A 13,813-nucleotide genomic window follows, 5' to 3' on the forward strand; every position below is an offset into this window, starting at 1 on the left:
ATGCCACCGAAGGAAAAGAGAAACTCATGATCGAGATCATCACTCCAGAGGCAATGATTGCGAACCGTTCGTCGCTCCGCCGGGATGCGCGGATCATCGACATCGCTCCGCACGGTGCATCCGCCCTCATCATCGACAGGTCCGCCATTATTTAGCGGACCGGTCCGCACCACCCCGAACGCCGTCGGTCATCTTCCCCGTGACCGGCGGCGTTTGTCTGCCGTCCTCGGCAGTCTCATAGCTGGCTCGCATGGAACGTGCATCGCTTGGCTAGCTGGCTCCGAAGTTCGGGGCGCATTGTTAGTGACATGAGGTTGCGAACGCAGCAACGTCAGAAGTTTTCCTGAACTGGGTCCACCCGAGTGATCGGATAGCTCCGCGAGACGGACGCTGGGTTAGAGCAGCGTCCCTCCGACAAGCGCCGCCGTATTCTTACCCCCTGGGGATCCGGCGGCGCTTTCTCGTTAACGACGTCGCAGCGTGCCCGCGTCCACACCGCTGGGCAGACTCGTCGTAGTCGAACGTGGCAACGCGTCTTCCCCTCCACAGGCGCCAGATTCATCCCCAGTTCCACAGATGTGTCGAACACCCGTCCCGGCATTTCGGGGCGGCGTTGAATAGTCATATGACCTTCGACCAGGACCCCGTGGAGCCCACCGGTGACGCCGGCGAGTCCAGCGATCCCGCAGCTCGGGCACGGATGGCCCAGGTCGAAGAGATCGACATGCGCGTTGGTTCCCTTGTCGACGAAATCGTCGATGACGAGCGTCTCACCCGCTGGATCGCTGCCCGGCGCGCTGATCGAATCGACCAGCTGAGCCAGCTGGTCCTCCAGCGTTACCGGCTCCTGCGCCCGAAGGACGGCGACAGGTGGGACCAGGCGACTCGCGCAAAGCGCGACACCGCCATGGAAATCTCCTGCGCGCTGAAGATCAGCGAGAAGGCCGCCGGAATCATGATCGATCAGGCACTGACGCTGGTCCACGATCTCCCTGCCACCCACGCGGCTCTCGCCAACGGAGACATCAGCTATCAGAACGCCCAAACCATCACGCATGAGGTCTGGTTCCTGCCTGATTCGATTCGCCCCGAGTTCGAGGAGGCTGTGGTCCCCGAGGCGATGACCAAGACCCCGCCCCGGTTCCGCGAGCGGATCAAGAAGATTCGGGAAAGGCTCCACCCCGTCCCACTGGAAGAGCGCCACCAGCACGCCCTCAAAGAACGGAGCGTCATCCTCGATATTGCGCCCGACGGCATGGCCACTCTCACGTACACAGATGGTGCGGACAAGGTCGTACCCATCTACAACCGGATTGATAAGACGGCTCGCCTCCTACAAGGCCCCAAAGAGAACCGCACCCTTCCCCAGTTGAGGGCAGACGCACTCGCCGACCTCGGTTTGAACGGCAAGCCGAGCGATGACTACGACAAGGGCGTGAAACCCACCGTGCTGATTGCGGTACCCGTGCTCACTGCCATGGGTACGGGAGCCGAACCCGGAATGATGCAGGGCTACGGCCCCATCGATCCCGAGACGGCGCGCAGGCTGGCCGCGACGGCACCCAGTTTTCAGCGCATCCTCACTGATCCCGACACCGGTGCGGTGCTCTCGCTCGGCCGAAAGACCTACCGGGTGCCCGCGGACTTGCGTCGGTGGCTCCAGCTGCGAGACGGAACCTGTCGTGGACCAGGTTGCGCCACAATCGCCGAGCGCTGCGACGTCGACCACACTGTCGACTGGCAGTACGGTGGCGAAACCGACGCCGAGAATCTGGCTCACCTCTGCCAGAGCCACCACAATTTCAAGCAGTTCACGGAGTGGACGTATCGCCATCTCGCCGACGGCCGCCTCGAATGGACCTCGCCCAGCGGACGTTCCTACATCACCGAACCCAACAGCTTCATCGAGCCGACGCCCTTCACCTGGCCTGATGAGCCCAGCGGAGCGGAAGGACCCGAGCAGCAGGGCCCGACGCCCGAAGCACCGCGCGGGGGAGTTCGGCCAGATGGACCGAGCGCAGATGAACCAAGCGCAGATGGACCGAACGGAACAGCCGAGCCAACGACACCCCAACGGCCCACCGAGTTCGGTACCCCCGACGAATCCAACAGCTTCTGCGATCCTCCCAGCGACGCAACCATCGATCCTCCCACCGTCCCACCTGAGGCAGATCATCCGCCCTCCCCGCCGAACACGGGATGAAAATCGTCAGTCGTCAACCCACGAGTGCAATGCCGTTCAGTAACTTGTGCCGCTGATACTCTCCGAAGGAGGAAGGTGCCCGATGACCAGTCACGAAACTCCCGACGTCTACTACTCCTCCATCGAGGAGCGCTATCTCGCCCGAGAGGGCGTCGACCTTCGACGTTCATTGAAGAGTCCCGCTCTCGCGTTCCACGGCAGCATCTTCGCGCTTTTCTCGGACGACGGCCTCGTCGTGAAGCTCGGACGCGACGCGGTCGATGCGGCCATCATCGTGGGGGATGGGCTCCCGTATCACTCCAGCGGAGCTCACGTATCGGCAGACTGGCTGCTCGTGCCATTCGACTCAAACGAAGCTCATCGCTGGGCCGAGTACGTCGAGCGTGCCTACGAGCACTCCCGGTCACTGGAACTGTAGACGCGGCATCCGCGTCCGCAGCCGCGCAACTCAGGCAGTTGTATCCGTAGCACCCGGAGCGCCCGGAGCAATAACCGCAAGCAGCTCCCGCGGGATGATCAGTGACGGCCCCATCGGGTTGATGATGATTCCCGCCTGATCAGGATTATCGAGCGTCACCGAGATCACGTTCGACGCACCCGTGGGATACGCCTCACTGCCCTCCGACCACGCCCAGGCTTCCGCCGGCGACGTGAACGCCACCGCGAAGGCACGCCCGTCGGGCCCCCGCGCACCGGGCACGGAAACGCCCGCATCCTCGCCGGTGTCCGTCGTGTGGTGATCCATCGGGATGTACACGACCGGCGCATTGACGAAGGCCGCCAGCGCAGCATTCGACCACTCTTCGTCCCTGGGAGCAGCGAGCAGAGTCTTGAAGCCTTCGTTCGAACCTGGAACCGCTGGGAGCCCGCGCCAGATCTCGGCAGCCTCCACGATGCAGCTGGCCGGCCCAGCAGCCGCGTTGAAGATGACGCCGTCGTACGGCTTGTCGGCCCCCATCCGCAGCGAGTCGAGGGCGGGCTGCGCCAACGACGCGATCTCGGTTCCGGGCGGGTTCGCCTTTATGATTTCGGCGTTGGACGTAAACACCAGCAGGAACTCCCGGCCATCGTCGACCTGGTGGGTGCGCAGCGCCAAGGTCGAGCCCGCCTGAATGCTGCCGCCATCGAGGTTCAGCGTCGACGCGGTGATGTCGAACAGCAACTCGCCCGTCGCACACCGTCGCATGATGTCGTAGAACGAATGGGCACTCGGATCCTCAGCCATTCGCTGCAGAGCTTCGGCCACCTCCGTGTTGTCGACGAGTGGATGCCCCGGGGCGGCGGTCACATCAGCAGCCAGCGGTACCTCGGGTGCCTGTGGGCGCTGTGCGAGATAACTCTCCGGCGCCGGACGGCTCGGCGGTGCCGGCTCCGCAGCGGGCGCAGCCTCGGCAGCAACCGGCCCGGTCGCCTCGGCAGGCGAGGTGGAGTTGGCGTCTTTGTCTTTTCCGAGTCCGCGAGAGAACAGTCCCATGCACCGAGCCTAGCGAGGGAATTTCACGAAGGCGCATCGCCGCCGAACACAGCGCCGGGTACCGCGCCGGGTACGACGACGGGCACAGCGACCGGCACGCCGCCGGGCACGACGACGGGCGCAGCGACCGGCACAGCGCCGGGCACAGCGACCGGCACACCCGACGGGCACTCCGCTTGGCACAGCCACGCGTACCTCCCGATCGGGGGTGTAGGCGCGCGGCCCAGAGTGTGATGAAATCTCATTCACGATCGACGGGGGAGCAGTGGCCAGAGGGTACGCCGTCGTTGACTTCGTCACGACGGGATTGTTCGCCGCTGGCGCCGACAGAATCGTCGAACTCGCCGTTGTGCACGTCGATCCCGCAGGCACGATCACGGGCAACTGGACCACGCTGGTCAACCCCGAACGCGATCTCGGCGCGCAACCAACACACGGCATCCGCCCCCAGGATGTGCGCCTCGCTCCCACCTTCGAACAGATCGCACCCGAGCTGTGCGGCCTCCTCGAGGGACGAGCCGTCGTCGCCCATAGCGCGACTTTCGACCGCGGATTCCTCGGCGCCGAGTTCGCCCGCATGACCGAACCCCAGCTCGGCATCCCGCACCACTGGCTGTCCACGATTGCCCTCACCGAGCGCTACCTTCCGGGCACCGGACGCACCATTTCGCAGTCCGCAGCCACCTTCGGCATCGACCTCGGCTCGACGGACCGCGCTGCCGCCAACGCCTGGGTCGCGGCGCGGATCCTGACGACGTGCATCGCAGCGGACCCCGGCTGCGACGACTGGCGGGCTGCATTAGAGCGAGCGGATGACTCCCGCTGGCCCAACCTCCCGCCCACGGGCATTTACTGGGTGCCGCGCCCGCAGCTGCACACCTCGGAACTTCCCCTCATCCTTCCCGACGGCACCGAGCTTCCGGTGGGAACCGAGGATCACCCCGTGGCCGAGCCAACGGGACGCACGCCCGAGCAGACGACCGAAGCCGCGGATCAGCTCTCGAGCAGGATCGCCCAGTAGACGAGCTTCTCGTCCCGCGCGGTTTCACTGAAACCTGCGCGCTGCATCACGCGCTGCGAGGCACCGTTGTCCACCGCGGTGTCGGCCGTCACCGACGTTGCGCCCGCCATCCGGGCGAGTTCGACCGCGCCGCGCACGGCCTCGGTCGCGAAACCGTGACCCCGGGCGCCGGGTATCAGGCCATATCCGATCTCGACGGCGCCCGTGGCATCCGGTTCCCCAACGAACCCGAGACCGCCGATCGCGAGCCCGGATTCCCGCTCACGAATCATGTAGGTGGCGAACGGCCCGGCACCGGCGGTCGCGGGCGATGCCGCGAGCGGGCGGAGGACGTCGAGCTCGTCCTCGAAAGGGTAGCCGGGTGCCCACGCGTCGTCGGGCAGCGGTTCGCGCGCGATGATGCGGGCGGCCTCCGCGGGGCGGATCGGGTGGAGAACGATGCGCGGGGTGAGGATGTCTACCATCCGAGCACGATACCGCGGGGTGGGACAGGGCCAGCCCATGCGCGGGGTGGGACGGGCCCAGCCCATGCGGTGGTGAGACAGGACCGCGGGACGGGGCCGGCGTCGTGCATGGCGGATGCGGTGTTGTGGGCCAGCGGTGACGGCGCCGCCATTCGCGCCGCGCGCACCCGGAGCGGACGGATCATAGGAACCGTTCGTAGACTTCCCTACAGCGCCGCGCATCCCACCCGTGTGCACGTCGCGTCGGAGGTGAAGCGCGCTGTGACGGTCCGCAGAGCCTTCGGCATCGCCCGAATCATCTTTGCGGCCGTGTGCGCCGTCTCCCTCGTCTTCCGGCTGCGCTGGGGCCTCGGGTCGGTGACGGCGACGCCCGAGAACTTCTTCTCGTACCTGACGATCCAGAGCAACATCGCGTATCTGATCGTCACGCTGATCGCCGCCGTCGTGGCGTTTCGGACGGCGGATGACCCGCGGTGGCTGTCCATCTCGCGTGCAACGGTGCTCAGCATGACCCTGTCGGCCGGCGTCGTCTTCGGGTTCCTCATCCAGCAGGCGGGTGCGCGCGGCTTCCGCATCGACGTGCCGTGGTCCGACCAGATCCTGCATTTCTGGCTGACCGCGTTCTCGCTGCTCGAGTGGTACGCGGCACCGGGGCGCCACCGGGTTCCGTGGCGGATCATCCTCATCGTCATCGCCTACACGGTTCTGTGGGGAGTCTTCACGCTGATCCGCGGATCGATCGTCGGGTGGTACCCATACTTCTTCCTCGACCCGCAGCAGGTGGGCAGCTTCGCGCAGTTCGCCCTGTACTCGGGCATCGCCCTGACCACGTTCAGCGCCGTGTGTTCCGGCGTGGTCGGGGTCAGCCGCACCACACCGCTCGCGACCCGGATCCAGGCGCGGGTCGAAGCGTCAGCTAGACCACAGCGCTAGACGGCACCACTGACGAACGGCGCGAGGCTCGCCATCGCGGACTGCACGAGCGCGTCGTCATCCAGCGCGGCGAACGCCGTGGCGTCATCTCCGCCGACGAGCCCGACCAACACGTTCTCTCCGGTGAGGGGGGAGAGGTTGATCCAGTTGGTGATGAGATCGTCGGTTCCGACCACCTGCCAGCGCGAGGCATCCGTTCCCCAAAAATGGGTGTCGAACTTGAGCCAGACCGTCTCGATGGCGCCGAAGCCGAGCTCGGCGATCGCGGTGCGGTGCTCGAACGGCAACAGGGGGGAGAACTCGATGCTGCCGTCCTGAAGCACGCCGAGCGGTACCGTCAGGATCACGCGATCGACGCTCAGCGATTCGCCGGTTCCGAGGCGCAGGCTCACGCCCGTGGAGGTGTACGTGATCCCGACGACGGTGGTCGACAGGAAGGTCTTCGTTCCCTTGAGGGTGCTCGTCACCAGCTCGCTGAAGCCGCCGGTCACGACACTGGTGGCGGCGGCCGGGTCCGGCACCCCGTACCAGCTCGAGATCGCCCCGGCATCGGCTCCGGCGATGGTCGCCACTGCGGCGAGCTCGGCGGCCAGGAGCTGGTCGCCGGCGATGCCGTCCTGGGTGGCGGATGCCGCGGACTTTGTCGCACCCGAACCCGAAAGTGAATCCTCCAGCGAGCTGTCGGTGAGTTGCTTCGCCGCCCACGACGTGGCCGACGCGAGGGCTTCTGCGCCCGTGCGATTTCTGCTCGCGGTCGCGCTTGTTGTGCCGGTGGACGCACGCAGCTCGGTCGTGGCGAGGGGCGAGGTCGTCACGTGCAGCTCCAGCAGCTCGTCGAGGATGACCTTGTCGGTCTTCGTGCCCTGGCGCCAGGCACCGAGCTCGACCCGTCCGTTGAAGTTGTCGGCCGAGATCGTGTGGATGCGTCCACCGACGCGGTCGCGTGCCTCGATCACCATGACCTCGGCGCCGAAGTCGCCCAGCAAGCGGGCGGCTTCCGCACCGGCGATGCCCGCACCGATGACGGCGACACGCTCACCCGGGGAGGAGATCGCCGTGATCGCCGCGGCGGCCCTGGCACCCGACTGGCGGGCACCGAGAACGGTGCCGACGTTATCGACGGCGGTGGCTTCGCCGGCGAAGATCACGCGGTCGAGCACCGGTGTGCGCAGGGCTGCGCGATGATCGGGGGTCGAGCCATTCGCCATGAAGCTGTGGGATCCGCGGGCGAACGGATCCTTCGACCACTCGCTGCGCTGCATCGCGATCGGGGTGGGAACCCCGGTGGGCGTCGGCGTGCCGGTCGGCGTCACCGTGGGCGTGGCCGACGCGGACTTCGTCGGAGCGGGAGTGGGGCTCGTGCACGCGCTCAACACCAGCAGCGACAGGCCGGCGCCACCTCCGACGATCAGGTTGCGGCGAGTGAACGGCATCTCAGAACTCAACCACACTCGGCTGGCGGGCAGCCATCAACGCGCTGCGCGGCACGTCAGCACGCGTCACGTCAGCACTCCACCACGTTCACCGCGAGGCCGCCCATCGAGGTCTCCTTGTACTTGGAGCTCATGTCGCGTCCGGTCTCCGCCATCGTCAGGATGACCTCGTCCAGCGACACCCGGTGCGTACCGTCGCCCCACAGCGCCATTTTCGCCGCGTTGACGGCTTTGGCCGCACCTATGGCGTTGCGTTCGATGCACGGGATCTGCACGAGCCCGCCGATCGGGTCGCACGTCAGTCCGAGGTTGTGCTCCATCGCGATCTCGGCCGCGTTCTCGACCTGCTCGGGGGTTCCGCCGAGAATTTCAGCCAGTCCGGCCGCCGCCATGGACGACGCCGATCCGACCTCACCCTGGCACCCGACCTCGGCACCCGAGATGGACGCCTGCTCCTTGTAGAGCACCCCGACCGCACCCGCGGCCAGCAGAAAGCGCACCGTCGCGGCATCCTTCTGTTCCGCCGTCGCGCCGATCATCGACGGGGCATAGTGCATCGCATAGAACAGCACCGCGGGGATGATGCCCGCCGCGCCATTCGTCGGCGCCGTGACGACCCGCCCACCGGACGCGTTCTCTTCGTTCACCGCGAGGGCCACGAGGTTCACCCACTCCTGCCAGTAGCCGGGATCGCGCGTGACGTCTTCCGCGAGCAGCCGCGCGTACCAGGCGGGCGCCCGCCGCTTGACGCTGAGGCCACCGGGCAGCACACCCGTGCGACGGACGCCGGAGTCCTTGCACGCGTCCATCACATCGCGGATGTGCAGCAGGCCGGAAACTACCTCCGCCTCGGGCCGGCTCGCCAGCTCGTTGCGCAGCATCACGCCGCTGAAGTCCAGGTTCTGCTCTGAGCAGTGTTGCAAGAGCTCCGCGGCCGTGCGGAAGGGCAGGGGGAGCGGGGCGGATGACCCGGTCGCCGGCAGCACGTCGTGACCCGGTTCATCGCTCTGGCGCTCCACGAACCCACCGCCCACGGAAAAGAAGGTTACCTCGTGCAGCACGGCGCCCGAGGCATCCACTGCACCGAAGGTCATGCCGTTCGTGTGGTGGGCGAGCACCGTGAGCGGGTGCAGCACCATCTCGTTCACCCCGTAGGCCACGGGCACACTGCCCCCGAGCTGGACAATGCCCGACGTGGCAATGGCCGCGAGGCGCTCGTCCACCTCGTCGGGAAGCACGAGTTCGGGGTGACGGCCCTCGAGACCGAGCAGGATCGCGGTCATGGTGCCGTGCCCACGTCCGGTCGCCGCGAGTGAACCGTAGAGGTCGACGCGGAGCCCCCGCACCGCATCCAGGTCACCGCGGGCGTTCAGTTCGTCGGCGAAGGCGGCCGCGGCACGCATGGGACCGACGGTATGCGAGCTCGACGGCCCGATGCCAATGGAAAAGAGGTCAAACACTCCTACGGACATGGTGAGAAGTTCCCTCCGGTTGCGCCGCCTCGTGAGCGACTCCTTCCAGTATCGCGACTATCTACTGCAAAGTTGTGCAACAGCGATGTGGCTGGCCAAAACAACGTAACGTGGGCAGGTGGCATCCGAGCACTCGAGCTCATGGACTGCGATGCCGCGTAACGAAAGGTTCAGACTTGGCCGTCGAATGCATCCACGGATTGGAACTATCGCGTTGCGATTCCTGCAGCCCGAAGCCCGCTCCCGTGATCGCGCCCAAGGTGCCTGCCGCCCGCAAGGTCGCGGCGTCACGTCTGTCCACTAAGGTGGCACCGATGCGTGCTTCCTCCTCACGCGCGGCCGCGACTCGCGCCGCGTCAACCGGCTCTTTGCGCCGCCCCGTCGCCGATATCGGCGAACAGCGGATCTACCACCTCACCCACGTCGACAACCTCGCGGCGATCCTCGAGTCCGGCGCCCTCCTGGCCGACCTCAGCGAGAGCCGCACGGCGCCTCCCGCCGTCGACATCTCGTCGGCCGAGACCCGCGAAACCCGCCGAAGCCGCACCATCGAGGGCTCGGACACCGCTGACGGGGCCGTCGCCTCCTACGTGCCGTTCTTCCTGTCGCCGAACGCGAGCGTGTGGGACGGAATCCTGAGCGGAGCGGATGACCCGCGCCTCTCGGTCGCGGTCCGGGGAGCCATCCCCGCCGACTACGTCATGCTCGTCAGCACCATCAAGAAGGCCGTCGACGCCATCGCCGCCGCCGAGGAAGCCCACCCCGCGGCAATCGTCGCCACGAACGCGGACGCCGCCGCCACGACGACGTCGTTCGGCGCCACCCGCGAGGACTACGAGCGCATCGTGCGTCGGCTGCGGGCGGACTCCGAGTCGCCCGCCATCCTCGAGGCCGAGTTCCTCGTCAAGGACACCTTCCCGATCGAACTCGTGACCCTCATCGGCGTCGCCAACGACAAGGCGCGCGACGTCGTTCGTCCGCTGCTGCGCGACTACTGGCACACCCCGAAGGTGGCCGTGTACCCGCCATGGTTCCACCGCGTCGAGAACGACGACGAGTAGACACCTCGGGCGCGTGCGGTCAGACCGTGCCGAGCGGGATGAACTCGCCCGCCGGTAATTCCACGCGCACCTCGTCGTCGGGATAGACCACCCCGTCGGCAACAACCACGGACATGATTCCCGCCTTGCGGATCACCCTGTCCGCGGCATCCTTCGCAATGAGGGCCTTCATCAGGCCTTTCTGAAAGCGGTTTATCTGGCTGCACGGGCTGCGCAGCCCGGTGACCTCGACGATGGCGTCGGCCCCCAGGTGCAGGCGTGTGCCGAGCGGCAGCGTGCGCAGCACGAGACCGCGCGTTGTCACGTTCTCGCCGAGACCGCCCGCCGTGACGTCGTGACCGAGGGCCGCGACCTCAGCAAAGACTTCCTCGGGCAGCAGGTGCACCTGGGTGAGGTTGGCCCGCGTTGGATCCTTCTTCGCGATGTAGACGTGCTGGGCGGTGTGGCCCGCGTGCGCGTCGCCCTCGATGCCCCATCCAGTGATGAGACGAATGGATGCCACGGGCGCCTTGCTGAAGTCGTGTGTCGCGCTACGACTGACCGAGGTGATGGTTCCCGTGGCGCCGTCTGCCTCGATCGCGTCGTCCACAACCTGCTCTGCCGCGCCGGGGTTTTCCATGGGATGAATTGTTACACGCGCCCCGCCCTAGGCTGGTCGGATGTCGATGCCCGAGGTCTGTGTCTGTTACCTGATCAGGTCGGGCGACTCAGGCGACGAAGTTCTGCTCGGCCGCAAGAAGTTCGGGCTGGGCGAGGGCAATCTCGTCGGTCCCGGCGGCAAGCTCGAGCCCGGTGAGACGCCGCTGCAGGCAATCGTGCGCGAGGTGGAGGAAGAGACGGGCGTCGTCGTAGCCCCGGCCGACCTGCGCCTCGTGGGGGAGCTCACGTATCCTTTCCCGTTCAAGCCCGCGTGGACGCAGAAGTCCTGGGTGTTCCTCACGCGTGCCTGGACCGGTGAGCCCGTCGAGTCGGACGAACTCGTGCCCGAGTGGTTTCCGGTGTCGGCGGTCCCCGTCGAGCGGATGTGGGATGACGCGCAGTACTGGCTTCACGACGCGCTCGAGTCACGGTATGTGACGGCCACGTTCGAGTTCGGCGAAGACCTGGCGACGGTCGCGGCATCCGATCATCCGGCCTTCGTTATCGCCCTGCCAGAGACACCCGCGCTGCTGGAGACTTCCGCCCTGCCGGACACACCCGCACTCCCGGGGGAATCGGCGTGACCGCCCTCGCCGTCACCGAACGCCGGCCACTTCCCGCCTGGCTGTTCTCGGTCGGTGTCGTCGGTTTCCTGTTCGGCGTCCTCGCCAAGGCGGCAGACAACTGGGGCGAGCGGTGGGCGAGCGACCTCGGCACCTACCCCGCCCTGTGGATCCTGGTGATGGCGGTCGTCGGGCTCGTGGCATCCACCCTGACGGATGCCGCGCTGGGGGCGGTCGCGTTCTTCGTGCCCATGGTGGTCGCGTACTACGGCTGGTCGGTACTGGTGCTCGGGTATGACCCGACGCTGTATGTGTTCGCGTGGGGCCTGCTCGCCGTGACCCTGTGTCCCGCGCTCACGGCTCTCGCCTGGCAGGCGATCCGTCGCCGCGGTGTGCTCGCCGGCCTCGTGCTCGGAACGATGGCGGGCGCGATCCTCGGGGAGGGTCCCATCTGGCAGTTCTGGCTGCTGATCAACGGGGGACTGCCCGCGGATTTCCCCATGCATCCGGTGCAGGCCATCGTCGACGTGCTGTTCGCGACGCTCATCATCTTCGTGATTCCCCGCACGCGGTCGGCACGACTGTGGGCGTTCGGGTTCGCCATCCTGGTGGCGGCTGCCGCGCCGGCGCTCATGACGGCCGTGGGCTTCGGGCTGGGCTGAATCTGCTGCGAGAGCCGGACCCGGCCTAGAACCAGATGCTCAGCCAGGGCGTGACGGGGGAGTGGAACGCCGCATCCACCGCGACGGCGGCACCGGGGGTCTCCTCGGTCATGCGTCCCGCGCGCACCAGCGTCACCGCGGAGACACCGCCGAGGTACAGCGAGCTGAGATCGTTGACCGAGAGGGATACGACCGCCGCGTCATCCGGAACGTCGCCCGACAGCGACTCCGACGTCGCCTCGCCGTCCGCACCGACGGTCACAACGAAGTCGCCCTCGGCAAAGCCGAGCGGGTCGGACACCCGGAGCACGAGCGTGCCGGGCGCAGCGTAGGCCCGCGCCGTGAGGGCGGCGGGTACGTCGAGGATGCGGGTCCACAGGTGATCCGTTTCCCGGGTCTTGGCGACGCCGCGGAAGTCGGAAACCTGCCAGCGGAACGCCTCGTCGGTCGAGCGGAGCGGCGCGCGGATCTCGCTGACGAGGTCGATCGCGAGCAGGAACTGCCAGAGGCCCGCGTACGCGTCGGGCGTGATCGCCGACAGGTACTTGAGGTCGAGGGAGTACCCGAACGGCACGGTCTCGGACTCAAGCATCGAGTAGATGGCGAAGCCCTGGGTCACGCCATCGGCGTCGTCATAGCGCACCGCGCGCAGCTTCTTGGCGACGGCCGGGTCGCCGAAGACGCCGAGCCAGCGGTCCCAGAGCAGGGGCCACGGCGCGATCTCACCGGGGGTGTCCAGCCGGGTCTGCTCCATGAGCGCGGGGCCGGTGCGACGGATCTCCTCGAGAGACACAAAATGCACGCGACCGGATGCCTCGGCGCCGGTCCAGCTCACCCGGCGCGAGTCGATCGAATAGTTCGCGGCCAGCGCGGCGGGGGAGAACCCGAAGCGGCCGTAGATGGTCGCTTCCGACACGGTGAGCGCGGCAATGGAGTGACCGAGGCTCACCGCGGTGCGCAGCTCGGACTCAAGCATCGCGCGCGCGATTCCCTTGCGGCGGTGGGTGGGGGAGACGGTCACGGCGGAGATCGCCCACGCGTTGACGGCGCGGCGTCCGGGAACGGTGATGTCCGTGGGGAACGAGCTGACCGAGGCCACCGGCATGTGAGGCTCCGCGGCCGTGGCATCCCACACTCCCGTCGACCGACGGTAGGTGAGTCCTTCGAACTGCGCGGCAATGGTGTCTTCCGGCTCGACGCCGTCGTGGAACCCACGTGCCTCGGCCTGTACCCAGTTCGCGAATTCCTCGCGGTTCGTCGAGTCGACGACACGGAATTCGAGTCCCTGCGTGGCGAGCAGTGCGGCGGACTGGGGGTCAATGGGAGCGTGCTGGTAGTCGTGGTTCACCTATCGAGGGTACCGTCCGGCACCGACGCGCCGGGCAGCGGGTCTCGGAGGTGCCGTACCGTGGACGGCATGACGACAGCGACCGACATCCGCCTCGCCGACGACAACGACCACGAGTGGTTGTACACGCTGCACGAACTCGCCCACCGCGCGCTCGTCGAGGAGGCGTATGGACCCTGGGATGACGCGCAGCAAAGTGACTTCTTCGCGGCGCTGATCACGGACTACGACGCGTACGTGGTCGAATCCGCGGGCCAGCCCATCGGATCGCTGTACCTCGGCACCCGCGACGAGGACACCTTCGTGGCGCTGGTCGAAATCACTCCAGGTCAGCAGGGGCAGGGGCTCGGAACATCCGTTCTGAACTGGGTCGCCGAGTATTCGCAGCGCGAAGGCCGCGGCACGGTCCTGCAGGTACACAAGCTCAACCCGGCAGCGAAACGTCTGTACGAGCGCCTGGGCTACGAGCCTGCCGGCGAGACCGAGACGCACTTCCTGCTGCGGCGCCCGGCCGGACTGCCCGCCTAGCTGTAACGGCTC

General features: G+C 67.2%; 15 protein-coding genes. 9 read left to right on the top strand and 6 right to left on the bottom strand.

Going from position 1 to position 13,813, the window contains the following annotated elements; all coding sequences use genetic code 11:
• The first annotated feature begins 26 nt into the window (after positions 1-26).
• The 3 genes from HB677_RS18325 (at position 27) to HB677_RS06290 (ending at position 2,621) form a co-directional block, all read left to right on the top strand.
• Positions 27-155 carry a hypothetical protein gene (locus tag HB677_RS18325; protein WP_255546275.1) on the top strand — a complete coding sequence of 43 codons (129 nt, stop codon included), beginning with the start codon at positions 27-29 and terminating at the stop codon, positions 153-155.
• Positions 156-625: 470 nt separating this feature from the next.
• Entirely contained in the window at positions 626-2,203 is a 1,578-nt protein-coding gene (locus HB677_RS06285) for an HNH endonuclease signature motif containing protein (RefSeq protein WP_213814822.1), read from the top strand.
• A gap of 82 nt (positions 2,204-2,285) precedes the next feature.
• On the top strand, positions 2,286-2,621 hold the full coding sequence (locus HB677_RS06290) for a hypothetical protein (RefSeq protein WP_213814823.1): 336 nt from the start codon (positions 2,286-2,288) through the stop codon (positions 2,619-2,621).
• 30 nt (positions 2,622-2,651) lie between these two features.
• On the opposite strand, the gene HB677_RS06295 is transcribed toward HB677_RS06290, so the two are convergent.
• Entirely contained in the window at positions 2,652-3,677 is a 1,026-nt protein-coding gene (locus HB677_RS06295) for an SseB family protein (RefSeq protein WP_213814824.1), read from the bottom strand.
• 265 nt (positions 3,678-3,942) lie between these two features.
• On the opposite strand from HB677_RS06295, the gene HB677_RS06300 reads away from it, so the two are divergent.
• Positions 3,943-4,698: a 3'-5' exonuclease gene (locus HB677_RS06300; RefSeq protein ID WP_213814825.1), complete on the top strand. Its 756-nt coding sequence runs from the start codon at positions 3,943-3,945 to the stop codon at positions 4,696-4,698.
• Here the strand turns inward: HB677_RS06300 and HB677_RS06305 are convergent.
• Positions 4,671-5,162: a GNAT family N-acetyltransferase gene (locus HB677_RS06305; protein WP_213814826.1), complete on the bottom strand. Its 492-nt coding sequence runs from the start codon at positions 5,160-5,162 to the stop codon at positions 4,671-4,673. The genes HB677_RS06300 and HB677_RS06305 overlap by 28 nt on opposite strands.
• A 261-nt stretch (positions 5,163-5,423) precedes the next feature.
• Between HB677_RS06305 and HB677_RS06310 the strand changes: the two genes are divergently transcribed.
• Positions 5,424-6,095 (top strand): Pr6Pr family membrane protein, encoded by a 672-nt coding sequence (locus HB677_RS06310; RefSeq protein WP_307852498.1) that lies wholly within the window; start codon positions 5,424-5,426, stop codon positions 6,093-6,095.
• On the opposite strand, the gene HB677_RS06315 is transcribed toward HB677_RS06310, so the two are convergent.
• Positions 6,092-7,528, bottom strand: a complete 1,437-nt coding sequence (locus HB677_RS06315; RefSeq protein ID WP_213814828.1) for an NAD(P)/FAD-dependent oxidoreductase — start codon at positions 7,526-7,528, stop codon at positions 6,092-6,094. The genes HB677_RS06310 and HB677_RS06315 overlap by 4 nt on opposite strands.
• A gap of 71 nt (positions 7,529-7,599) precedes the next feature.
• A complete protein-coding gene (locus tag HB677_RS06320) occupies positions 7,600-9,000 on the bottom strand; it encodes an L-serine ammonia-lyase (protein ID WP_213814829.1) in 1,401 nt (466 codons plus the stop codon).
• A 314-nt stretch (positions 9,001-9,314) separates the two neighbouring features.
• On the opposite strand from HB677_RS06320, the gene HB677_RS06325 reads away from it, so the two are divergent.
• Complete coding sequence (locus tag HB677_RS06325; protein ID WP_213814830.1) at positions 9,315-10,061, top strand: DarT ssDNA thymidine ADP-ribosyltransferase family protein; 747 nt, start codon at positions 9,315-9,317, stop codon at positions 10,059-10,061.
• 19 nt (positions 10,062-10,080) lie between these two features.
• Here the strand turns inward: HB677_RS06325 and HB677_RS06330 are convergent, their stop codons facing one another.
• Positions 10,081-10,680, bottom strand: a complete 600-nt coding sequence (locus HB677_RS06330; RefSeq protein ID WP_218624505.1) for an MOSC domain-containing protein — start codon at positions 10,678-10,680, stop codon at positions 10,081-10,083.
• A gap of 40 nt (positions 10,681-10,720) precedes the next feature.
• Between HB677_RS06330 and HB677_RS18665 the strand changes: the two genes are divergently transcribed.
• Together HB677_RS18665 and HB677_RS06340 are read left to right on the top strand one after the other, a co-directional pair.
• A complete protein-coding gene (locus tag HB677_RS18665) occupies positions 10,721-11,284 on the top strand; it encodes an 8-oxo-dGTP diphosphatase (RefSeq protein WP_213814831.1) in 564 nt (187 codons plus the stop codon).
• Positions 11,281-11,925 (top strand): DUF6518 family protein, encoded by a 645-nt coding sequence (locus HB677_RS06340; RefSeq protein WP_213814832.1) that lies wholly within the window; start codon positions 11,281-11,283, stop codon positions 11,923-11,925. Before HB677_RS18665 ends, HB677_RS06340 begins: the two co-directional genes overlap by 4 nt.
• Positions 11,926-11,950: 25 nt before the next feature.
• On the opposite strand, the gene HB677_RS06345 is transcribed toward HB677_RS06340, so the two are convergent.
• The gene (locus tag HB677_RS06345) at positions 11,951-13,273 is read right to left on the bottom strand and encodes a GNAT family N-acetyltransferase (RefSeq protein WP_213814833.1); all 1,323 of its coding nucleotides are present in this window, start codon (positions 13,271-13,273) and stop codon (positions 11,951-11,953) included.
• A gap of 69 nt (positions 13,274-13,342) precedes the next feature.
• On the opposite strand from HB677_RS06345, the gene HB677_RS06350 reads away from it, so the two are divergent.
• Positions 13,343-13,801 (top strand): GNAT family N-acetyltransferase, encoded by a 459-nt coding sequence (locus HB677_RS06350; RefSeq protein ID WP_213814834.1) that lies wholly within the window; start codon positions 13,343-13,345, stop codon positions 13,799-13,801.
• The last annotated feature ends 12 nt before the right edge of the window (positions 13,802-13,813 follow it).

Origin of the sequence: Glaciihabitans sp. dw_435 (assembly GCF_018449675.1) — a bacterium.
In the GTDB taxonomy this organism is placed as follows: Bacteria; Actinomycetota; Actinomycetes; order Actinomycetales; family Microbacteriaceae; genus Glaciihabitans.

What these genes read in the sequence shown, in the direction of transcription:
- HB677_RS18325 (WP_255546275.1), top strand. Translation starts at nt 27, where the DNA reads ATGATCGAGATCATCACTCCAGAGGCAATGATTGCGAACCGTTCGTCG.
- HB677_RS06285 (WP_213814822.1), top strand. Translation starts at nt 626, where the DNA reads ATGACCTTCGACCAGGACCCCGTGGAGCCCACCGGTGACGCCGGCGAG.
- HB677_RS06290 (WP_213814823.1), top strand. Translation starts at nt 2,286, where the DNA reads ATGACCAGTCACGAAACTCCCGACGTCTACTACTCCTCCATCGAGGAG.
- HB677_RS06295 (WP_213814824.1), bottom strand. Translation starts at nt 3,677, where the DNA reads ATGGGACTGTTCTCTCGCGGACTCGGAAAAGACAAAGACGCCAACTCC.
- HB677_RS06305 (WP_213814826.1), bottom strand. Translation starts at nt 5,162, where the DNA reads ATGGTAGACATCCTCACCCCGCGCATCGTTCTCCACCCGATCCGCCCC.
- HB677_RS06315 (WP_213814828.1), bottom strand. Translation starts at nt 7,528, where the DNA reads ATGCCGTTCACTCGCCGCAACCTGATCGTCGGAGGTGGCGCCGGCCTG.
- HB677_RS06320 (WP_213814829.1), bottom strand. Translation starts at nt 9,000, where the DNA reads ATGTCCGTAGGAGTGTTTGACCTCTTTTCCATTGGCATCGGGCCGTCG.
- HB677_RS06325 (WP_213814830.1), top strand. Translation starts at nt 9,315, where the DNA reads ATGCGTGCTTCCTCCTCACGCGCGGCCGCGACTCGCGCCGCGTCAACC.
- HB677_RS06330 (WP_218624505.1), bottom strand. Translation starts at nt 10,680, where the DNA reads ATGGAAAACCCCGGCGCGGCAGAGCAGGTTGTGGACGACGCGATCGAG.
- HB677_RS18665 (WP_213814831.1), top strand. Translation starts at nt 10,721, where the DNA reads ATGTCGATGCCCGAGGTCTGTGTCTGTTACCTGATCAGGTCGGGCGAC.
- HB677_RS06350 (WP_213814834.1), top strand. Translation starts at nt 13,343, where the DNA reads ATGACGACAGCGACCGACATCCGCCTCGCCGACGACAACGACCACGAG.